19 protein-coding genes, 1 other RNA gene and 1 pseudogene are annotated in these 20753 nt (G+C 38.4%); 16 read left to right on the forward strand and 5 right to left on the reverse strand.

Going from position 1 to position 20753, the window contains the following annotated elements; all coding sequences use genetic code 11:
* The first annotated feature begins 1 nt into the window (after nt 1).
* Nucleotides 2-862, forward strand: a complete 861-nt coding sequence (locus tag AAX15_RS02545) for a Dam family site-specific DNA-(adenine-N6)-methyltransferase (protein WP_046938992.1) — start codon at nt 2-4, stop codon at nt 860-862.
* A gap of 21 nt (nt 863-883) precedes the next feature.
* Here AAX15_RS02545 and mobA read toward each other — a convergent pair whose 3' ends face one another.
* Nucleotides 884-1474: a molybdenum cofactor guanylyltransferase MobA gene (gene mobA, locus AAX15_RS02550; protein WP_046938993.1), complete on the reverse strand. Its 591-nt coding sequence runs from the start codon at nt 1472-1474 to the stop codon at nt 884-886.
* 64 nt (nt 1475-1538) lie between these two features.
* Here mobA and AAX15_RS02555 point away from each other — a divergent pair, with 64 nt between their 5' ends.
* The 11 genes from AAX15_RS02555 to AAX15_RS02605 all read left to right on the forward strand — a co-directional run bounded on the left by AAX15_RS02555 (nt 1539) and on the right by AAX15_RS02605 (nt 10370).
* Complete coding sequence (locus AAX15_RS02555) at nt 1539-1805, forward strand: YihD family protein (protein ID WP_005631120.1); 267 nt, start codon at nt 1539-1541, stop codon at nt 1803-1805.
* A gap of 12 nt (nt 1806-1817) precedes the next feature.
* Nucleotides 1818-2435, forward strand: a complete 618-nt coding sequence (gene dsbA, locus AAX15_RS02560) for a thiol:disulfide interchange protein DsbA (RefSeq protein ID WP_046938994.1) — start codon at nt 1818-1820, stop codon at nt 2433-2435.
* Between the two features lie 61 nt (nt 2436-2496).
* Nucleotides 2497-2832, forward strand: coding sequence for a MaoP family protein (locus AAX15_RS02565; RefSeq protein WP_005626449.1), 336 nt, complete (start codon nt 2497-2499; stop codon nt 2830-2832).
* A gap of 143 nt (nt 2833-2975) precedes the next feature.
* Nucleotides 2976-4067 carry a tRNA (uridine(54)-C5)-methyltransferase TrmA gene (trmA, locus tag AAX15_RS02570; protein WP_046938996.1) on the forward strand — a complete coding sequence of 364 codons (1092 nt, stop codon included), beginning with the start codon at nt 2976-2978 and terminating at the stop codon, nt 4065-4067.
* Complete coding sequence (locus AAX15_RS02575) at nt 4049-4822, forward strand: class I SAM-dependent methyltransferase (RefSeq protein ID WP_046938997.1); 774 nt, start codon at nt 4049-4051, stop codon at nt 4820-4822. Before trmA ends, AAX15_RS02575 begins: the two co-directional genes overlap by 19 nt.
* Complete coding sequence (locus AAX15_RS02580) at nt 4816-5250, forward strand: SoxR reducing system RseC family protein (RefSeq protein WP_046938998.1); 435 nt, start codon at nt 4816-4818, stop codon at nt 5248-5250. The genes AAX15_RS02575 and AAX15_RS02580 overlap by 7 nt, the downstream gene beginning before the upstream one ends.
* A gap of 112 nt (nt 5251-5362) precedes the next feature.
* Nucleotides 5363-5584, forward strand: a complete 222-nt coding sequence (locus tag AAX15_RS02585) for a hypothetical protein (RefSeq protein WP_009500105.1) — start codon at nt 5363-5365, stop codon at nt 5582-5584.
* Nucleotides 5585-5737: 153 nt separating this feature from the next.
* On the forward strand, nt 5738-6253 hold the full coding sequence (gene mobB / locus AAX15_RS02590) for a molybdopterin-guanine dinucleotide biosynthesis protein MobB (protein ID WP_046938999.1): 516 nt from the start codon (nt 5738-5740) through the stop codon (nt 6251-6253).
* Nucleotides 6250-7638 (forward strand): MDR family MFS transporter, encoded by a 1389-nt coding sequence (locus AAX15_RS02595; protein WP_046939002.1) that lies wholly within the window; start codon nt 6250-6252, stop codon nt 7636-7638. The genes mobB and AAX15_RS02595 overlap by 4 nt, the downstream gene beginning before the upstream one ends.
* Before the next feature lie 150 nt (nt 7639-7788).
* On the forward strand, nt 7789-9432 hold the full coding sequence (locus tag AAX15_RS02600) for an ABC transporter substrate-binding protein (RefSeq protein ID WP_046939003.1): 1644 nt from the start codon (nt 7789-7791) through the stop codon (nt 9430-9432).
* A gap of 176 nt (nt 9433-9608) precedes the next feature.
* Entirely contained in the window at nt 9609-10370 is a 762-nt protein-coding gene (locus AAX15_RS02605) for a HugZ family heme oxygenase (protein ID WP_046939005.1), read from the forward strand.
* A 115-nt stretch (nt 10371-10485) separates the two neighbouring features.
* Here AAX15_RS02605 and AAX15_RS02610 read toward each other — a convergent pair whose 3' ends face one another.
* From AAX15_RS02610 to polA, 3 genes are read right to left on the reverse strand one after another with little or no spacing between them, the layout of a single operon-like run.
* A complete protein-coding gene (locus AAX15_RS02610; RefSeq protein ID WP_046939006.1) occupies nt 10486-11790 on the reverse strand; it encodes an L-cysteine desulfidase family protein in 1305 nt (434 codons plus the stop codon).
* An 18-nt stretch (nt 11791-11808) separates the two neighbouring features.
* On the reverse strand, nt 11809-12123 hold the full coding sequence (locus tag AAX15_RS02615; protein ID WP_046939007.1) for a cupin domain-containing protein: 315 nt from the start codon (nt 12121-12123) through the stop codon (nt 11809-11811).
* An 11-nt stretch (nt 12124-12134) separates the two neighbouring features.
* Nucleotides 12135-14942 carry a DNA polymerase I gene (polA, locus tag AAX15_RS02620; protein ID WP_046939008.1) on the reverse strand — a complete coding sequence of 936 codons (2808 nt, stop codon included), beginning with the start codon at nt 14940-14942 and terminating at the stop codon, nt 12135-12137.
* 148 nt (nt 14943-15090) lie between these two features.
* Between polA and AAX15_RS02625 the strand changes: the two genes are divergently transcribed.
* The 4 genes from AAX15_RS02625 (at nt 15091) to clpB (ending at nt 19116) form a co-directional block, all read left to right on the forward strand.
* On the forward strand, nt 15091-15393 hold the full coding sequence (locus tag AAX15_RS02625; protein WP_005632126.1) for a cell division protein ZapA: 303 nt from the start codon (nt 15091-15093) through the stop codon (nt 15391-15393).
* Nucleotides 15394-15638: 245 nt separating this feature from the next.
* A non-coding RNA gene (gene ssrS / locus AAX15_RS09245) (6S RNA) lies at nt 15639-15836 on the forward strand.
* Between the two features lie 17 nt (nt 15837-15853).
* Entirely contained in the window at nt 15854-16417 is a 564-nt protein-coding gene (locus AAX15_RS02630; RefSeq protein WP_046939009.1) for a 5-formyltetrahydrofolate cyclo-ligase, read from the forward strand.
* A 128-nt stretch (nt 16418-16545) separates the two neighbouring features.
* Nucleotides 16546-19116 carry an ATP-dependent chaperone ClpB gene (gene clpB, locus AAX15_RS02635; protein WP_046939011.1) on the forward strand — a complete coding sequence of 857 codons (2571 nt, stop codon included), beginning with the start codon at nt 16546-16548 and terminating at the stop codon, nt 19114-19116.
* A 362-nt stretch (nt 19117-19478) separates the two neighbouring features.
* Here the strand turns inward: clpB and AAX15_RS09710 are convergent.
* Nucleotides 19479-19724: pseudogene (locus AAX15_RS09710) on the reverse strand (YadA C-terminal domain-containing protein); the annotation flags it as partial.
* Between the last annotated feature and the right edge of the window lie 1029 nt (nt 19725-20753).

A 20753-nucleotide genomic window follows, 5' to 3' on the forward strand; every position in this document is an offset into this window, starting at 1 on the left:
GATGTTACGTCCGAAAAAACAATCTTTAAAACCTAAGTTAAAACACCGTCCATTTTTAAAATGGGCGGGGGGAAAATTTCGCTTAACGGACGATATAAATAAAGCCTTTCCAAACAAAAAAAACTGCTTAATTGAGCCATTTGTGGGCGCTGGAGCAGTATTTCTTAATTCTAATTTTGAACGCTATATTTTGGCAGATATCAACCCTGATTTAATCAATCTATTCAATATTGTTAAAGAAAATGTAGATGGTTATATTGAAGCTTGTAAGCCGATTTTCTTTGATTATGATGCCAATACATCCGATTATTACTATGCCAAACGTCGCCAATTCAATGCATCTACGGATCCTTTCGAACGTTCGATTATTTTTTTGTATTTGAATCGTTTTGGGTTTAACGGATTATGCCGTTATAACAGCAAAAATGAATTTAACGTACCTTTTGGTGCTTACAAAACTCATTATTTTCCAGAAGATGAATTACGTTATTTCGCTCATAAAGCGCAAAGTGCGGTGTTTTTATGTTGTGATTTTCAAAAAACTTTTGAATTTGCCGATAAGGATTCGGTGATTTATTGCGATCCGCCTTATGCTCCGCTACAACAGGATACTAATTTTACTGGTTATGCGGGCAATGAGTTTGGGTTGATGCAGCAACGTGCCTTGGCAGATTTAGCGAAATCTATACAAAAAGAAAAACAGATTCCCATATTGATTTCTAATCACGATACTAAATTTACCCGTGAAATTTATAACGGTGCAAAATTTAAACGGGTAAAAGTCCAACGTTCTATTAGTCAGAATTCAGAAAAACGCGTAAAAGTGAAAGAATTGATTGCGATATTTGGTGCTCGTAAATAATAAAAATAAACCGCACTTTTGTTAGTGTTCGGTTAGATGACTGTTTTTCTTTAAATCATCCATCGTATTAAAATTCTCGAAGTTGCCTTCTTCTTTCGTAAACTTTACTGAAATCCCGCCATTTTCTTTCATAAACTGTAAAAGGCGTCGTTCACCCGATGCTAAATAGTGTCGTAATTTTTCCTTTAGCTGAATGGACATCAAACAAAAAACGGGATGTTCACGTTCTTCATCGCAAGCATAAGCAATTAAAGTGCGGTGATTTTTAACCGCACTTTTGAGTTTATCTAAAAGGTTCGTAGGAAAAAAAGGTGTATCACAAGGTGTAAAAAGGATAAAGTCACTTTTTGTCTTTTCTAGGGCTGTTAGCATACCACTCAATGGCCCCCGAAAATCGGGCAGTTCATCGGAAAAAACAGGAAAGCCAAATTTTGCATATTCTGTTTGACTTCGGTTAGCGTTAATTGAAATATCATGAACTTGTGGTTGCAAGCGATTAATAACATGTTGAATTAAAGATTGTTTACCTAAAATCTGTAATCCTTTATTTTGCCCGCCCATTCTGCGTGCTTTGCCACCAGCCAAAATTACCGCGCTTATTGTGATTGTCATATTTTAATCTATCGTTATTTCAAGTATCATTTGCCTATTTTTTACGATTAAAAAGGAAATAGCAATGAAATGTAAGCGTTTAAATGAAGTTTTGGAACTTTTACAACCTTATTGGTCTAAAGACCCGGATTTGAGCTTAATGGAAATTTTGCAAAAAATTGCCAATGAATCAGGTTTCCAAAAGCCATTAAATGAATTAACTGATGAAGTGATTATTTATCAGTTAAAAATGGATGGTACAGATAAACATGAGCCAATTCCTGGTCTCAAAAAAGATTACGAAGAAGATTTTAAAACCGCATTGCTCCGTGCTCGCGGTATCATTAAATAAAAAGGAAAGCAAATGAAAAAAGTATTACTTGCGTTAGGTTTTGGTATCAGCACGCTTATGTCTGTAAATAGTTTTGCAGCAGATTTACAGGAAGGCAAACAATATGTTCAAGTGAGTCAACAGGCTTCACAGCAAAAAGAAGTGATTGAGTTTTTCTCATTCTATTGCCCGCATTGTTATGCCTTTGAAATGGAATACAAAATTCCACAACAAGTCGCAGATGCTTTACCAAAAGATGTGAAATTTAAACAATATCATGTGAATTTCTTAGGTCGCCAGTCTGAAAACTTAACGCGAGCTTGGGCGTTAGCAATGGCATTAGGTGCAGAAAGTAAAGTAAAGGCACCATTATTTGAAGCTGCTCAAAAGGATGCTTTGAAATCAATGGATGATATTAGAACTATTTTCTTATCGAATGGTGTAACCTCCGAGCAATTTGATGGTGGCATTAATAGTTTCGCAGTAAATGGTTTGGTTAATAAACAAGTGAATGCAGCAGAACAATTTAAAGTGCGTGGTGTACCTGATTTTTATGTAAATGGTAAATTCCGTGTAAACCCTGAAGGTTTAAATTACGATGATTTCGTGAAAGATTATGTACAAACCGTAAAAGGTTTATTGCAAAAATAACGAAAAATTGGTTTAATGCCTGCCCTATTTTGTAAATATTAATGAAAGAAGAGAGAATATTATGGCTGCAAGTTTTAGCGTAACGCGTCGTTTCTTTGACGACAAAAACTACCCACGTGGTTTTTCCCGTCACGGTGATTACACAATCAAGGAATCACAAGTGCTTGAGCAATATGGTCAAGCGTTCAAAGCATTGGACTTAGGGGAACGTGAGCCAGCGACTAAAGAAGAAAAAGATTTCGTCGCTTTTTGCCGTGGTGAGCGCGCAGCAGAGACTTTCTTTGAAAAAACTTGGAATAAATATCGTACTCGTATTAACACTAAAAAACGTGTTTACACCTTATCTGGTGATGTGAGTGAAGCTGCCTCTGGCGGTGAAGATTATTCCGGCGAATAAGATATGTTGAACAAGGCAGGCGGAAGTCTGCTTTTTGTTTTTGAATAGCTTGTGAAATCACGCGTAATTCACGGCTGATAACTTTATTCTCCTATCTTTGTATGAACGATTCGTCTTCATACGCCCTATGAATACTAATTTCTATGCAATTACCGATTTCTCAATACAACGAACTGCTACAAAAAAAACTTGAAAAATTAACCGCACTTTTGCGCCCTTTTAATGCGCCGGATATTCAAGTTTTTGACTCTCCAACAAGCCATTATCGTATGCGTGCGGAGTTTCGTATTTGGCATGAGCAAGATGATTTTTACCATATTATGTTTGATCAAGCGACGCTACAGCGTTATCGCGTGGATGAATTTCCAATCGCTAGCATGCTGATTAATCGTATGATGCAAACCTTATTACCTTTGTTAAAACAACAAGAGGTGCTACACAAAAAATTATTCCAAATTGATTATCTTAGCACCTTGAGTAATAAGATTATTGTGAGCTTGCTTTATCATAAAACACTCACTGAAGAATGGGAAAGTGCGGCTAAAAACCTGAAAGATTTACTCGAAAAGCAAGATTTTGATGTGCAAATAATCGGGCGTGCAAGTAAACAAAAAATCTGTTTTGAGCAAGATTATGTGGATGAAGTTTTACCTGTGAATGGCAGAAATTATGTCTATCGACAAGTCGAGAATAGTTTTACTCAGCCAAACGCAACGGTAAACTGCAAAATGCTTGAATGGGCAATTGATTGTACCCAAAATAGTGAAGGTGATTTATTAGAACTTTACTGCGGTAATGGCAATTTTTCTATCGCACTTGCACAAAATTTCCGTAAGGTATTAGCAACAGAAATCGCCAAACCTTCCGTAGCTGCCGCACAGTTTAATATCACTGAAAATAAAGTCGATAATTTACAAATTATCCGTATGTCTGCAGAAGAATTTACGCAGGCTATGAATGGGGTTCGAGCCTTTAACCGATTGAAAGGGATTGATTTAAAATCTTATGAATGTAATACCATTTTTGTCGATCCACCTCGCGCAGGGCTTGATCCTGATACAGTGAAACTTGTACAAAATTACGATCGCATTTTGTATATTTCCTGTAATCCACATACGCTGTGCGATAATCTTGTTGAACTTTCAAAAACGCACCGCATTGAAAAAGCCGCGTTATTTGACCAATTCCCTTACACTGACCACATGGAAAGCGGCGTATGGCTCATTCGCAAGTAGGAATTCAGCTGATTTCTGAATCTCCAGAAAAAACACTAGCAGAATTGACCGCACTTTGTGCTGAATATAACATTATTCATGATGAACAAAGCCCACTTGCGCTTGTTCAAACCGATGAACGTTTAGAACTTCGTAAATTAGACGAACCTAAACTCGGAGCGGTTTATGTTGATTTTGCTGGTGGCACAATGGCTCACCGTCGTAAATTCGGTGGTGGTCGCGGTGAAGCTGTAGCAAAAGCGGTCGGGATTAAAGGTTCGGAATTGCCAACCGTTATTGATGCAACAGCAGGTTTAGGACGTGATGCCTTTGTGCTGGCGTCGATTGGCTGCCAAGTTCGTTTAGTGGAGCGCCACCCTGTTATTTTTTTACTTCTGCAAGATGGTTTAAATCGTGCTTATCAAGATGAGGAAATCGGCGAGATGTTGCAACAAAATTTGCGTTTGTTGAATGTTCGCCATATTAATGAACTTGATCCTAATATTGATTATGCCGATGTGGTTTATCTCGATCCAATGTATCCGCATAAACAAAAATCTGCGTTAGTAAAAAAAGAAATGCGCGTATTCCAGCATTTAGTTGGAGCAGATTTAGATGCCGATGAATTACTTTTACCTGCACTACAATTAGCTAAAAAACGTGTGGTTGTGAAGCGTCCTGACTATGCGGAGTTTCTTGATGGAAAGCAACCGCACTTTAGCCGTGAAACGAAAAATCATCGCTTTGATATTTATATGGGAGAATCCCAATGCTAAGAGAAAGTGCCGTTGTTATTAGCTATGAAAATGGCATTGCCAAAGTGAAATGCCAATCCCAAAGTGCCTGTGGCCAATGCGCAGCTAAAAACAGTTGTGGAACATCAAGCCTTTCAGAATTAAACGGAAAACGGGGCGAGCATATTTTTAATGTGGAAACATTAATGCCATTATGCGAAGGTCAAATTGTTGAAATTGGATTAGAAGAAAAGTCTATGTTGTTGTCGGCATTATTGATGTATGTTGTACCGCTTTTGACTTTATTGATCGCAACCATGTTGTCTGATTACATCAGCCACAATGAAATCTTGCGTGCCATTTTAATTTTTGGGTTAACCGCACTTTCTTTCATTTTTGTAAAATCTTATAGCAGGAAATTAGGTCAACAAACAGAATTTCAGCCTGTTTTATTGCGCATATTATCTTAATTTTTTTATTCGCTTTTTATTATTTCTGCGATCTAGATCGAAAACTATAAAGCTAGTTGAGTAATTTTCTTTCTATTCCAGCAAAATTTCTCTTTTATTAATCGGAGAAACTATGCTGAATTTATTTAAATTACCCATTGAAAAAAGCTCTTTAGAGGCTTGGTCAAAACTTAGTGATGATGTGGCAAAAGTTGCTATTCTAGCAATGCCTGTTATACTTTATGGCGAGCAACCGCTTTTCCTAAAAGGATTAAATATTAGTTTTTTGCTCATTATTGCTTATGTTTGTCTCGTAATGGGGCGTAAATTTCGTCAATTAGTGGAGGGAAAATAATATGTGGCTTACTATAGGGCTTGGCATTGTTGCTCTTCTTGCTATCGGCGGACTTATTTTTGCCAATTATGTAGCAAAACATTCTTAATTTATTAACCCCGATATCTCGGGGTTTTCCGTATCTAAAGTGCGGTGATTTTTAAGGTTATTTTTATGAACAATCAGATTCCTTTACTTGGAATTACCGGTTATAGCGGTAGTGGCAAAACAACATTATTAGAAAAACTTATTCCAGAACTTATCGCTCGTCACATTCGCGTTTCAGTGATTAAACATAGCCATCACAATATGCAAGTTGATAAAGAAGGAAAAGATAGTTGGCGTATGAAAGAGGCGGGTTCTTCTCAAGTCATTTTAGCGAATGATGAACGCTGGGCTATCATGACGGAAACACCAAAACCTGTTTCATTGGATTATTTAGCACAACAATTTGACCGCACTTTAACGGATTTAGTTTTGGTGGAAGGCTTTAAACAAGAGCCAATTCCAAAGATTTTGCTCCATCGTCAGGAAATGACAAAATCTTTACCCGAAATTGACGAATATGTGCTCGCAGTTGCAACGAATTATCCCCTTGAAATTGACCGCACTTTGTTGGATATTAACCGCATTCTGCAAATTGCCGATTTTATTGAGAATTGGTTGTACCATTTTCACGGAACACGATGATTGAACCCAATGCCTATCGCGGTTTAGCGTGGGTGGCTGCAATGGCGCTTTTTATGCAAAGCCTCGATGCGACCATTCTAAATACAGCTTTACCCGCAATATCTTCTGATTTACATAAACCCGCCTTTGAAATGCAAATGGCGATTATTGCTTATTCTTTAGCTGTTGCATTATTTATTCCTCTTACCGCTTGGGCGGCTGTAAAATTTGGGACATTGAGCGTTTTTCGTGGTGCAGTGTTGACTTTTATTTTAGGTTCTATCGCTTGTGCTGCTGCCCCTAATTTAGAAAGTTTAATCTTAGCCAGAGTGATTCAAGGGATAGGCGGTGCTTTTATGATGCCAGTGGCGCGTTTAGCAATTATTCAAGCTGTCCCGAAACAACAATTAGTTAATGCTTGGAATTTAATGGCAACTGCAGGTTTGATCGGACCAATTCTAGGGCCTATTTTAGGTGGATGGTTAGTCATTCACGCCAGTTGGCACTGGATTTTTTTAATTAATATTCCAATTGGTGCACTAGGGATTTTGGCATCGGGTAGCGTGATGAGTAACATCAAAGGCGAAGCAGAGAAACTAGATTGGACAGGTTTTTTACTATTTGCATTAGGATTAGTTGGCATCACGCTTGGTTTGGATTTACTTGGTGAAAGCCAGCATAGTGCAATTACAACCTATAGCGTGTTAGTCGTTGGTATTCTGTTACTCGTGGCTTATTCTAGTTATGCCAAAAACAATGAATATGCCATTTTACCTTTATCCCTTTTCCGCACTCGTACATTCAGATTAGGCATTATTGCCAATATTTTTATCCGATTATCTGCATCTGGCGTTCCCTTTTTATTGCCTTTGATGTTTCAATTATCTTTCGGTTATAGTGCTGAAATGTCTGGCTGGCTCTTAGCGCCGATTGCGCTAATTTCTGTGATTTTGAAAATATTAATTGGACGAATTTTAAATCGTTGGGGCTATAAAACAACGTTAATTTCATCCGCACTTTTGATGGCTGGCTCTGTGATTTCAATGGCTTGGTTAGATAAACAAAGCTCTCTGACTTGGATTATTTGCAATCTCATGTGGTACGGTGCTTGCATGTCGATAATTTTTACTTCAATCAATACGTTGACTGTAGGCGATCTTTCAAAACAACAGGCAGGCACAGGTTCTACAGTATTAAGTATTGTGCAGCAAGTTGGAATTGGATTTGGTATTGCTATTTCATCGATAATTCTAAATCTTTATAGACATTTCTTTAGCGCGAGTGATGGCTTACAACAGGCATTTGGCTATACTTTCTTAACCTCATCACTTTTTGCAATCGCCTTAGTTTGGTCGCTTATGAAATTACACAAAAATGATGGCGATCATTTACGGAAAAATCCTTAGATTAATTTGTTATAATCCATAGAATTTTTTTATTTAAAAAAAGTGATATTTGCTTATATCTTATTAAACATTTATTTTAGATAGGATTTATCTAGCATTTTGGTATCACTATGCTCGAATAAATCTCTGCCAACAAAGTGAGGAACTATCATGAAGCTAAAAGCAACACTAACTCTTGCGGCTGCAACGCTTGTATTAGCAGCTTGTGATCAATCAGGTTCAGCAAATAAACCGACCGCACAAGCTGAAACTAAATCTGCATCTAACAATACTTTTGTTTACTGTACAGCAAAAGCACCTTTAGGATTTAGCCCTGCTCTTGTGATGGAAGGGACGTCTTATAATGCAAGTTCACAACAAGTGTATAACCGCTTAGTTGAATTTAAAAAAGGCTCAACAGATATTGAACCTGCCCTAGCTGAAAGCTGGGAAATTAGCGATGATGGTTTAACTTACACATTCCATTTAAGAAAAGGTGTTAAATTCCATACAACAAAAGAATTTACCCCAACACGTGATTTTAATGCGGATGATGTTGTATTCTCATTCCAACGTCAGTTAGATCCGAATCATCCATATCACAATGTATCTAAAGGGACTTATCCATATTTCAAAGCAATGAAATTCCCTGAATTGTTGAAATCAGTGGAGAAAGTAGATGACAATACAATTCGTATTACCTTAAACAAGAAAGATGCAACTTTCTTGGCAAGTTTAGGCATGGATTTTATTTCTATTTATTCCGCAGAATATGCTGATGCAATGCTGAAAGCAGGTAAGCCAGAAACAATTGATAATCGTCCAGTGGGAACGGGGCCATTTGTTTTTGTTGATTACAAAACGGATCAAGCTGCTCAATATGTAGCAAACGAAAACTATTGGAAGGGTAGAACACCATTGGATCGTTTAGTTATCAATATTGTGCCAGATGCGACAACACGTTATGCAAAATTACAGGCGGGATCTTGTGATTTAATTTTATTCCCGAATGTAGCGGATTTAGCAAAAATGAAAACAGATCCAAAAGTACAACTTTTGGAACAAAAAGGTTTGAACGTGGCGTATATCGCATTCAATACCGAAAAAGCACCGTTTGATAATGTCAAAGTTCGTCAAGCACTGAACTACGCAGTGGATAAAAAAGCGATTATTGAAGCGGTTTACCAAGGCGCGGGTACACCAGCTAAAAATCCACTTCCTCCAACAATTTGGAGTTACAACGATGAAGTTCAAGATTATCCGTACGATCCAGAAAAAGCAAAACAACTTTTAGCAGAAGCGGGTTACCCAAATGGTTTTGAAACTGATTTTTGGATTCAACCTGTTGTACGTGCGTCTAACCCAAATCCAAAACGTATGGCTGAACTTATCATGGCGGACTGGGCTAAAGTTGGTGTAAAAACTAACCCTGTTACCTATGAATGGGCGGATTACCAAAAACGTGCGAAAGCGGGTGAGTTAACTGCTGGTATCTTTGGTTGGTCTGGTGATAATGGTGATCCTGATAACTTCTTATCTCCATTATTGGCAAGTTCAAATGCGGGTAATTCCAATATGGCCCGTTTTAAAAATCCAGAATTTGATGCATTACTAGATAAAGCAATCGGATTAACAAATAAGGAAGAACGCACCGCACTTTATAAACAAGCGCAAGTTATCGTTCATAATCAAGCACCTTGGATTCCAGTGGCGCATTCTGTTGGTTTTGCACCACTTAGTCCCCGCGTAAAGGGCTATGTACAAAGCCCATTTGGCTATGATGCTTTCTATGGTGTGAGTGTTGATAGTAAATAATTAATACTATTTCAGTTTTTTAGGCCCTTATTTCGTAAGGGCCTTTTTCTTTGAAATATTATTATTTTGTGAAAAATATGTTAAATATATTTTACTTGAGTATAATGCTCAACATTATTCCTCACGGAAGAGAATCCGTAGAATAATGAGATTAATCGTAAATATAAGGAACAAAAATGGATTTCAATAGAATTATCACTCACATGAATGATCATCACCAAGATGATATGGCTGCCCTTTGTAAAAAATTTGGTGGTGTAAATGAAATCACGGATGTGACGCTAGTTAATGTAGATTTTGGTGGTTTAGATTTTAAATATAATGGTGACAAAACATTACGCGTGGAATTTCCACAACAAGCTGACGAAGGTTCAATTAAACAAGTGATCATCAATCTTTGTGTAGAAAATAAACCAGTTGCAAATTACGATCGTATTAAAGCTAAAATTGATGAATTTCGTCAAGAGTTTAAAAGCTGTGTGCTTGCCACTTTAGATAAAGATGGTTTACCGATGGCGTCTTATGCGCCAATTATTTCGCTTGATGGAAAATATTATATTTATATCAGTGCCATTGCAGAACATTATGACAATTTAAAATGCAATCCGAATCAAGCGGAAGTGATGTTTTTAGAAGATGAAAGCAAAGCAAAATCAATTATTGTACGTACTCGTTTACGTTACAAGGCAAGTGCACGTTTTATTCCTCGTGAAGATCCAATTGTTGAAAAAGCCTTAGATAAATTAGCGGAAACCATGAATGATGTGGGCGGAATTAAAACGATTCGTGAATTTACTGATTTTGATTTAGTTGAACTTATATTTGGTACAGGCCGTTTTGTAAGAGGTTTTGGCCAAGCTTATTTGATTGATGCTAATGGGGAAATTTCTCATATTGGTGTGAAAGGCAATCCACACGAAAAAGAAAGCGATAAATAATATCCTCTTTTAATGAAGATAAAGGGTTGAGTATAAATTTATATTCAACCCTTTTGTTTACGATAAATATCAATGAAATTGAAATTTCTTTATTTTTTACCGCACTTTATTTTCATTAAGGACAAGGTTTACTCACCATAATCTCTATGACCTGTCTGTCGATATGTTGCATACTTTTTGATGCAATAGCGCAGAGATTATCAATAGTTCGATCAAGATCGTGTTCGACAATACCTTCATTGCCAGTAACATGGGTTTCATCCATAGCCATAAGTACCGATTTATAGCCTGAAGCAACGCTAGTGGAGACTTTCATGGCACAGCTATTGGCGGCGCCATCACAGATGATGCCACTAATATCACCAATCATGCTACAGATGCTCATGCTAGCTGTTTCAAATTTACCTGTGAGTAAATAAGCAATACCTGCACAGCTTCCCATTGATGCCGTAGTCACAGCACAAAGTGCGGAAAGTTTTGGCAATTTACTATGAATATAAATGGCCATTAAGTGAGATAAGAAAAGTGCGCGTATTCGTTTTTCCTCACTCACCTTGAGATAATCTGCAACAACGACAACAGGCATCGTTGCCGCAATTCCTTGATTGCCTGAACCTGAATTACTCATCGCTGGCAACGTTGCTCCGCCCATTCTTGCATCTGATGCGGCTGTGGTTTCAATCATAATTTTGCTTAGCAAATCATCAGAAATTAAACCGCTACCTACTTGTTTACGCAATGTTCTACCAATGTGTAAGCCATAATTTTCACGTAATCCTTCGTTAGACAGCGCTCGGTTGAGTTCTGCAGCTTGACTAATAAAACGAATTTTTTCTAATTCAACCGCATTGGAAAACTCAAAAATCTCGCGAGCACTAATTTGTTTAAAAACTTCATAGGGATCGCAATTGGTACATTCATCTTCCACTTTCTGAAAAAGGATTTCGCCATTTTTTTCGATCAAAATAACATTGGTATGCTGATCTTGAATTGCGACTTTCACGTAATCATTATCGGCAAATAATGTTGATTCTGAATATAAAATATGTTCGGTTTGATGAATATCTACACTCACTAATTTTTGTTCAAGCATAGTCTTGGCGGCAGTAACTTGCTCTGGCGTAATATGTTTTAATACTTCCAAACCGCCATCTGGATTACCGCCTAATGCACCAATTGCTGCAGCAATAGGTAAGCCGACCATGCCAGTTCCTGGAACAGCAACACCCAAGCCATTTTTCATCAGATTCGGTGAAACTTTGGCTTCAATGCGTTCAGGCGTTTTTCCTAAATATTTAGCCGCTGTTGCTGCTGCAAGTGCCAGAGAAATGGGTTCAGTACAGCCTAGGGCTGGCACAACATCATGTTTAACGATGTGGAGTAATGGTTTTTCAATTTCGTTAAGTTTTTCTTGATTCATAAAATTCTTTTTAATTTGTTAAATACTGTCTTCTTTCTCTATGACTAATATACGCGCTTCACCTTGTGGATTAGCAACATGTTCGGTACCGATACCCGCATAAAAAATATCACCCGTATGGAGCAATACGGCTTTCTCTTGACCATCTTCTTTGTAGCGCATTTCCACCGTACCATCCATGACAGCAAAGACTTCTTCACCGTCATTGATATGCCATTTGTAAGGTTTATCTGTCCAGTGCAGACGCACTGAAATGCCACCCATATTGGTAATATCGAGGGCTCCCCAAGCACGTTCTGCCGTAAAGTGGCGACTTTTAATAACTTTATTCATGATTAAATTCCTTAGTGCGCTTTATCCCAATTTTGTCCAACACCCACTTCTACAATCAATGGAACAACTAATTCCGCAGCGGCTTCCATGTGTTGTTTAATTTGCTCACGGAAAAACTCTACTTTTTCTGACCGCACTTCAAATACCAATTCATCGTGTACTTGCATAATCATTTCAATATCTGGATCGTGACGTGTTACTTCATCAAGTTTAATCATTGCTCGTTTAATAATATCCGCAGCCGTGCCTTGCATCGGTGCATTTATTGCTACGCGTTCTGCTCCTTTACGACGCATTGCATTGCTAGAATTAATATCAGGTAAATATAAACGGCGACCAAATAGCGTTTCCACATAGCCTTGTGCTTTCGCTTTTTCACGAATATCGGTCATAAATTGCTGTACGCCAGGGTAGCGTTGGAAATATAAATCCATGTATTTTTGTGCATCTGGACGGGAAATGCCAAGTTGGCGTGAAAGTCCAAACGCGGACATTCCATAAATTAAGCCGAAATTAATCGCTTTAGCATTGCGACGTTGCTCGCTGGTGACTTCATCTAATGATACACCGAAGATTTCAGCAGCCGTGGATCGGTGAATATCCTTGCCTTGAGAGAAGGCGTTAATTAAGCCTTGATCGCCGGAAAGATGCGCCATAATGCGTAACTCAATTTGAGAATAGTCAGCGGCGATAATAGAATAACCTTCACGCGCAATAAATGCTTGTCGAATACGACGACCTTCTTCATTCCGAATTGGAATATTTTGTAGGTTTGGATCGCTAGATGATAAACGTCCTGTCGCCGTCACCGCTTGATGATAAGAGGTATGCACTCGGCCTGTTTGTGAATTGACCATTTGAGGCAGTTTATCCGTGTAAGTGGATTTGAGTTTACTCAAGCCACGATGTTCAACTAAAATTTTGGGTAATTCGTGGCTATAGGCTAATTCTTCCAATACTTCTTCATTCGTTGATGGCGCACCTTTTGGTGTTTTTTGTAAAACAGGTAGCCCAAGTTTATCGAACAATATTTCTTGTAATTGTTTGGTGGAGGCCAAATTAAATGGCTGACCCGCTAATGCGTAAGCTTGTTCCTCAAGTGCGGTTAATCTTGTGGCAATTTCGTTAGATTGTATAAAGAGGGCATCACTATCAATCAAAACGCCTGTACGTTCCATACGAGAAAGCACATGAAGTAATGGTAATTCCATTGTTTTATACAATTCAACAAGCGTTGGTTCTTCTTGCAGTTTCAACCACAGCGCTTGTTGTAATTTCATTGTCACATCAGCATCTTCCGCCGCGTATTCTGTGGCTTGTTCTAATGGAATTTGATTAAACGTAAGCTGGCCTTTCCCTTTTCCTGCAATGCTTTCAAATGCGATAGTTTCATGCCCCAAATAACGTTTAGCTAAATCGTCCATATTATGACGACCAGTACTATTTAGCGTATAAGAAAGCAGCATCGTATCAAATTCAACACCTTGTAATTCAATGCCATGGCGGGCAAAAATACTTTCATCAAATTTAATGTTTTGTCCAATTTTGTGAATGTCAGGATTTTCTAAAATGGGTTTGATAGCCGCAAGTGCGGTCGATTTTTCTAGTGTTTTTGGCGCATTCAAATAATCCAATTGCAATGGTAAATAAGCGGCTTCACCATGTTCAAGAGCAAAAGAGATACCCACTAAATTCGCAGACATATAATCAAGACTGTCTGTTTCAGTATCGACAGCAATGAGTTTTGCTGCATTGAGTTTTTCAATCCAGCGTGTTAAATCCGTTTGAGTGAGCAAGGTTTCATATTTTGTACGATCGATTTGAATTTTAGGCGTATTTTCCACCACACTATTTCCCACCGAATTTTGAGCTGGTGAGGTCGCCTGATACTGGTTCATTTTCACAGGCTGTTCAATGGTTTGGGTAATAGAATCCGCGCCATTCATCACTTCATTAAGCCAGCGTTTAAATTCATAGCGACTAAAATATTCGATGAGTTGATCGTTTTGACTTTCTCCAAGCAACAATTCATCTGTTGTCACGTTAAGTTCAACATCCGTTTTGATGGTTGCTAATGTATAAGAAAGATCGGCATTGGGTTTTTCAGCTAATAATTTTTCACCTAGTTTTTTCGCACCACGAATTGGCAATTCTGCTACTTTTTCAAGATTGGCATAAATCTCAGTCATACTTCCTATGCCCTGTAGTAAACCAAGTGCGGTTTTTTCGCCCACGCCAGCAACGCCGGGAATGTTATCTGCACTATCGCCCATGAGTGCTAGATAATCAATGATGAGTTCAGGGGGAATACCGTATTTTTCAATCACACCCTCGCGATCCAATAAGCTATTATTCATGGTGTTGATGAGCATAATATTATCATCAACTAACTGTGCCATATCTTTATCGCCAGTACTAATGAGCACTTTTTTACCCAAACGTGATGCTTGTAGTGCGAGCGTGCCGATCACATCATCAGCTTCAACACCTTCCACTACTAAAAGCGGAATCCCCAATGCTCGAATCATATTGTGTAAAGGCTGAATTTGTTTGCGTAAATCATCAGGCATTGGTGGACGGTGAGATTTATATTGTTCAAACATTTCATCACGAAATGTTTTCCCTTTTGCATCAAAAACAACAGCTATATGAGTGGGCTGCACTTGTGAGATGAGGCTTTTTAACATATTTAACACGCCATACATCGCACCCGTTGGCTCACCTGCGGCATTGGTTAAAGGAGGAAAGGCATGAAATGCACGATATAAATAAGAAGAACCATCCACTAGCACAAGCGGATTTGTTGCAATTTGGGCCATAAAAATCTCGTTTTAAACTGAAAAATGCGGGCATTATAGCTTAATTTATGGTGATGAGTGAACGGCCTATTCAATGTAAAATTTGTGACGAACGTTTTTTGCTATGGCATAATATCAGCCACTCAAATATTTAATTTAAGGAAATCAAATGTCGTTAAAATTGGTCGAAATTTTAGTTTTGGGGCAGGTTTTGCGTTTAAACGTGCCCGTTGAACAAGAAGAATTATTGCGCCAAGCTGCGCGTAATTTAGATATATTGGTTTCCGAAATGAAAGAAAAGACTGGCCTTATTCAGCTTGATCGTGTGCTTTCGATTGTAGCGCTCAATTTGAGTTTTGAATTAAGCCAAGAAAAAAATAAAGCGGCTAAAATTGAAGAGGTATTGAGAACGGGTATCCAACAATTAGACCATTCGTTAGAAAACATTCGTGTAAATAAAGAACAATATTAAATTGGAAAGTGCGGTGAAATAGAGCTGAGATTTTTTCAAATTAAAAGATGTAGTTAATTCAGAGCAATCAGTTAAAAATCACTTAAATCACCGCCATATTCTTTAAATTCTTCTCTCCAAGAACAATAAATACCTAAAACTAATTTGTATTATCACACTCTTTTGTTGTTTTATAATCAACTCGTTAAAATTGATAAATAAATGCTAGTCAATACTGAGAATTTGGGCTAGTATAACCCCATAAGAATTACCTGGAGTGTTCGTCAGCAGGCTATGTCCCTGAGCCGATACTTTAAATCTTATAAATTGGTTTCCTATCGTTGGTGTGTAGGCTTAACCTTTGACTCGTTCATTGGGCTAAGAAACCTGAAAACGGTATCAACTGATTTCCTTGAACCGTCGGGTTCAAGGACTACTGCCCGCAGCGGCACTCTGGGTCCTATCTTCTCCTTTCATTTCTATGAATATTCAAAAACGCCAGCAAATCCGCGCTGAAATTCGAAAAATACGAGCAAATTTAACCGCACTTCAACAGGAAAAAGCAGCACAATCGGTTACCCAACAGGCGTTAAATCTTATTGAGCAACGACAAGCCAAAAATATTGCATTATATTTTTCTTTTGATGGCGAAATTTCGACAAAAGCCTTAATCCAATCCCTTTGGATACAAAACAAAAATGTGTATTTGCCTGTTTTACATCCTTTTACTAAACATCATTTATTGTTTTTACGCTATTTACCTGATACGCCAATGAAACAAAATCAGTTTGGTATTTGGGAGCCAAAGCTGAATGTTCAAAGTGTTTTGCCATTAAATGAACTGGATATTTTATTTACGCCATTGGTGGCTTTTGATAAACAGGGAAATCGCCTTGGCATGGGCGGTGGATTTTATGATCGCACGTTGCAGAATTGGCAAAATAAGTCTTTTATTCCAGTGGGTTTAGCGCATCAATGTCAGCAAGTAGAAAATCTTCCCACTGAGCATTGGGATGTGCCACTATTCGATATTTTGGTAGGTTGAAACCTATCATCAAATTTTTATTGATAGATAAAATCAAAAATATTTCATTTCTTCTCTTGAAATTCATTCAAACGATCTTACTTAATTTGAGCAAACGGCGAAAGCCAAAACCAAATTGAGGAAACTGTATGAACATTGAAAAATTTACAACAAAGTTCCAAGAAGCTTTAAGCGAAGCACAATCACTTGCTATCGGAAAAGACAATCAATTTATTGAACCCGTGCATTTATTGACCGCACTTTTAAATCAACAGGGCGGCTCCATTGCGCCAATTTTAACCGCAAGTGGCGTAAATGTGGCGTTATTGCGTAATGAATTAAAGACTGAACTAAATAAATTGCCGCAAGTTATTGGCAATGGCGGTGATGTACAACTTTCACGCCAGCTGATTAATTTACTTAATCTATGTGATAAATTTGCACAGCAAAACCAAGATAAATTTATTTCGAGCGAATTGTTTTTGCTTGCTGCCTTAGAGGAGCGAGGTGCACTCAGTGATATTCTGAAAAAGTGCGGTGCGAAAAAAGAACAAATTTCGCAAGCTATTCAGCAAATTAGAGGGGGACAAAACGTGAACGATCAAAATGCAGAAGAAAGCAGACAAGCATTAGAAAAATATACGATTGATTTAACTGCTCGTGCAGAAAGTGGCAAACTTGATCCTGTGATTGGGCGTGATGAAGAAATTCGTCGAGCTATTCAAGTATTACAACGTCGTACCAAAAATAACCCCGTGTTAATTGGTGAACCTGGTGTGGGGAAAACGGCGATTGTGGAAGGCTTGGCACAACGTATTGTTAATGGTGAAGTGCCAGAAGGTTTGAAAAATAAACGCGTTCTTTCATTAGATATGGGCGCATTGATTGCTGGTGCGAAATATCGTGGTGAATTTGAAGAACGTTTAAAAGCGGTGCTCAATGAACTTTCGAAAGAAGAAGGTCGAGTTATCCTCTTTATTGATGAAATTCATACCATGGTCGGCGCAGGTAAAACCGATGGTGCGATGGATGCCGGTAACTTGTTAAAACCAAGTCTAGCGCGCGGTGAATTACATTGCGTGGGGGCAACCACTTTAGATGAATATCGTCAATATATCGAAAAAGATGCCGCACTTGAACGTCGGTTCCAAAAAGTATTTGTGGATGAACCAAGTGTAGAAGATACGATTGCGATCTTACGTGGTTTGAAAGAACGTTATGAAATTCATCATCACGTGGATATTACTGACCCTGCGATTGTCGCAGCAGCAACGCTTTCACATCGTTATATTTCTGATCGTCAATTGCCGGATAAAGCGATTGATTTGATCGATGAAGCAGCGTCTAGCATCCGTATGGAAATTGACTCTAAACCTGAACCGCTTGATCGCCTTGAACGTCGTATTATCCAATTAAAATTGGAACAACAGGCGTTACAAAAAGAAGAAGACGAAGCAAGTCGAAAACGTTTAGAAATGTTAGAGAAAGAATTGGCTGAAAAAGAACGTGAATATGCTGAACTTGAAGAAGTGTGGAAATCTGAAAAAGCAACGCTTTCTGGCTCTCAACATATTAAACAAGAATTAGATACTGCAAAAACCGAACTAGAACAAGCTCGCCGCGCGGGGGATTTAGCTAAAATGTCTGAGTTGCAATATGGTCGCATTCCTGCGCTTGAAAAACAACTCGAGCAAGCTGAAACCAGCGAAGGAAAAGAAATGACGCTTTTACGCTATCGCGTCACGGATGAAGAAATCGCAGAAGTGCTTTCTAAAGCCACAGGCATTCCAGTATCAAAAATGATGGAAGGCGAGAAAGAAAAACTCTTACGTATGGAAGATGAACTACATAAACGAGTGATTGGTCAAGAAGAAGCGGTTGATGCGGTAGCAAACGCGATTCGTCGTAGTCGTGCAGGTCTTTCCGATCCTAATCGCCCAATTGGTTCTTTCTTGTTCCTCGGTCCGACAGGTGTAGGTAAAACAGAGCTTTGCAAAACTTTGGCTAAATTCTTGTTTGATAGTGAAGATGCCATGGTGCGCATTGATATGTCAGAGTTTATGGAAAAACACAGTGTCTCTCGCTTAGTCGGGGCACCTCCAGGTTATGTTGGTTATGAAGAAGGCGGTTATTTAACTGAAGCTGTTCGTCGTCGTCCGTATTCAGTGATCTTATTAGATGAAGTTGAAAAAGCTCATGCGGATGTATTCAATATCTTGTTACAAGTATTGGATGATGGTCGTTTAACTGACGGGCAAGGTCGTACCGTGGACTTCCGTAATACGGTGGTGATTATGACCTCTAACTTGGGTTCTGATTTAATCCAAGGCAGCAAAGACGAAAGTTATAGCGAAATGAAGGCCTTAGTGATGTCTGTGGTGAGCCAGCATTTCCGTCCGGAATTTATCAACCGTATTGATGAGACAGTGGTATTCCATCCACTTGGTAAAGAGAATATTCGTGCGATTGCAAATATTCAATTAGAGCGCTTAGCAAAACGTATGGAAACTCGTGGTTACGAATTGGTGTTTACCGATGCTTTATTAGATTTCATTGGTGAAGTGGGTTATGACCCAATTTATGGCGCACGTCCATTGAAACGTGCAATTCAACAAGAGATCGAAAATAGCTTGGCACAACAAATTCTATCTGGTGCGTTATTACCTGGTAAGGTTGTTACCATTGATTACGCCAACGCAGAAGTTCAAGCTAGACAATAGGTGTTAAAAAAGTGCGGTAAATTTGATCTGAGTTCAAAAAAAACTGGTCTATTTACTTAAGGACTGATGACGATATTGTATCGTATTCAGTCCTTTTTAATTTCAGTTGAATTCGTTAGTGATTATAGTAATCCCAATAATCCTTTATGGTATTAACTATCTCCTTTTCTAGACATACTTTGGAATGATGCGATTTGTAGCCAAAATTAGACGATAAGCTATTATCAGATACGCGAGTCTTGGTCTGAATATAAAATTACTCCATTGGCTTGTTTACCCATAATAAAATCTGCACCTCAATTGTTGGTTTGTTTAGTCCAACTTTTGGGGTGCAGATCATCCAATCATAAACGATTACGCTATTACCATTGGTAACCCACGCCTACGCCAGCACCGACATCACCACTGGTGTTTGCGTTGCCTTGAAGTTTTAAGATCACCTTGCCATTATCGCTTGCACGAGAATAGCCCACAGCTAAAGCATTTTGGCCTTTGAAGGTACCTGCTGAAGCCGCAACCATTGATTTACCTGGTTTGTAAACCTGTGGTAATGCTGCCGCTGCATTTGCACCCGCGATACCAGCACGGGCTTCTTTGCCTTGTTTATTAACTTTTCTGTCTAGGCGGTTAAATTCACCTGCATGGTTGTTAATAACTTGACTAAGATTATCTACTTTACCTTCAACGTGATTAATATTCTGTGTATTTTTATTCACTTGAACATTGGTTGTATATAATTGACTGCCATTCACTGCTTGTTTAGATGTTGAATTAAGATCCGCATCTTTCACATTATTGATATTGGTTTCTGCACCATTTTTACCTGCAAGATTTAAACCTTTATCGTTAGATGTAATTGTAGTTGCATTATCACCACTACCGATAGTAACGCCATTTGTTGCTTTTACGCTATTCACATCAATATCTTGTGCTAATGCATAAGTTACAGATTTTCCATCACGTTTTACTTTTAAGTTTTTACCAGCCGTGTGAGTAACCGTATCGCCAGATTTAACTGCAACCCCGTTATCATCAGCAGTTGAAGCTGTGATAACCTCTTGCGAGTCAGCTACTTTAACGAAAGTTGCTGCGCTGTTGATAGCTTTTACTACATTCTCAACAGTAGCAAGTTTATTACCCTCACGAGCATTTGCTTCTTCTTGGGTTTCCATTGAGCCATCGGCTTTCGGTTGAGGAGTACCCGTTACAGTTACCTGACCAGCCTTATCTGCTTTAGGATCTTCTGTTGTAGCCTCGCTAATGGTACCTTTAGTATTATTAATAACAGAGGTGGCATTTACAGAAAAGTTAACTGTTGCATTACCATTGCTATCTACTGTTGGGGTAATAGTTACTGAATTATCATCACTCGCAAAATCAAGACCTTTACCATTAGTTATAGCCGCAGCCTGATTGCCATTAGTTTTTAAATTCCAACCTGCATTTAACACATCATTAACTGTAGCAGCTTCTTTTTTCTGTGCATCTGTTAATGTTGGCGCTTTAACTTCAGTTGCATTAACTACATTACCACCAGTCACTTTAGTTGGTGCAGTTAAATGATTATCTAAGTTAGTTACTTTACCATTTTCAACAGTGGTTCCTTTAACAGTTTCACCAGTTTTAGCTTTCACAGT

It is taken from the genome of Haemophilus haemolyticus, from assembly GCF_001008275.1.
Lineage (GTDB): Bacteria > Pseudomonadota > Gammaproteobacteria > Enterobacterales > Pasteurellaceae > Haemophilus > Haemophilus haemolyticus_P.

What these genes read in the sequence shown, in the direction of transcription:
- AAX15_RS02610 (WP_046939006.1), bottom strand. Translation starts at nt 11,790, where the DNA reads ATGAATCAAGAAAAACTTAACGAAATTGAAAAACCATTACTCCACATC.
- AAX15_RS02630 (WP_046939009.1), top strand. Translation starts at nt 15,854, where the DNA reads ATGAATATTCAAAAACGCCAGCAAATCCGCGCTGAAATTCGAAAAATA.
- AAX15_RS02625 (WP_005632126.1), top strand. Translation starts at nt 15,091, where the DNA reads ATGTCGTTAAAATTGGTCGAAATTTTAGTTTTGGGGCAGGTTTTGCGT.
- AAX15_RS02545 (WP_046938992.1), top strand. Translation starts at nt 2, where the DNA reads ATGTTACGTCCGAAAAAACAATCTTTAAAACCTAAGTTAAAACACCGT.
- polA (WP_046939008.1), bottom strand. Translation starts at nt 14,942, where the DNA reads ATGGCCCAAATTGCAACAAATCCGCTTGTGCTAGTGGATGGTTCTTCT.
- mobB (WP_046938999.1), top strand. Translation starts at nt 5,738, where the DNA reads ATGAACAATCAGATTCCTTTACTTGGAATTACCGGTTATAGCGGTAGT.
- AAX15_RS02555 (WP_005631120.1), top strand. Translation starts at nt 1,539, where the DNA reads ATGAAATGTAAGCGTTTAAATGAAGTTTTGGAACTTTTACAACCTTAT.
- trmA (WP_046938996.1), top strand. Translation starts at nt 2,976, where the DNA reads ATGCAATTACCGATTTCTCAATACAACGAACTGCTACAAAAAAAACTT.
- AAX15_RS02565 (WP_005626449.1), top strand. Translation starts at nt 2,497, where the DNA reads ATGGCTGCAAGTTTTAGCGTAACGCGTCGTTTCTTTGACGACAAAAAC.
- mobA (WP_046938993.1), bottom strand. Translation starts at nt 1,474, where the DNA reads ATGACAATCACAATAAGCGCGGTAATTTTGGCTGGTGGCAAAGCACGC.
- AAX15_RS02600 (WP_046939003.1), top strand. Translation starts at nt 7,789, where the DNA reads ATGAAGCTAAAAGCAACACTAACTCTTGCGGCTGCAACGCTTGTATTA.
- AAX15_RS02615 (WP_046939007.1), bottom strand. Translation starts at nt 12,123, where the DNA reads ATGAATAAAGTTATTAAAAGTCGCCACTTTACGGCAGAACGTGCTTGG.
- AAX15_RS02605 (WP_046939005.1), top strand. Translation starts at nt 9,609, where the DNA reads ATGGATTTCAATAGAATTATCACTCACATGAATGATCATCACCAAGAT.
- clpB (WP_046939011.1), top strand. Translation starts at nt 16,546, where the DNA reads ATGAACATTGAAAAATTTACAACAAAGTTCCAAGAAGCTTTAAGCGAA.
- dsbA (WP_046938994.1), top strand. Translation starts at nt 1,818, where the DNA reads ATGAAAAAAGTATTACTTGCGTTAGGTTTTGGTATCAGCACGCTTATG.
- AAX15_RS02585 (WP_009500105.1), top strand. Translation starts at nt 5,363, where the DNA reads ATGCTGAATTTATTTAAATTACCCATTGAAAAAAGCTCTTTAGAGGCT.
- AAX15_RS02580 (WP_046938998.1), top strand. Translation starts at nt 4,816, where the DNA reads ATGCTAAGAGAAAGTGCCGTTGTTATTAGCTATGAAAATGGCATTGCC.
- AAX15_RS02595 (WP_046939002.1), top strand. Translation starts at nt 6,250, where the DNA reads ATGATTGAACCCAATGCCTATCGCGGTTTAGCGTGGGTGGCTGCAATG.
- AAX15_RS02575 (WP_046938997.1), top strand. Translation starts at nt 4,049, where the DNA reads ATGGCTCATTCGCAAGTAGGAATTCAGCTGATTTCTGAATCTCCAGAA.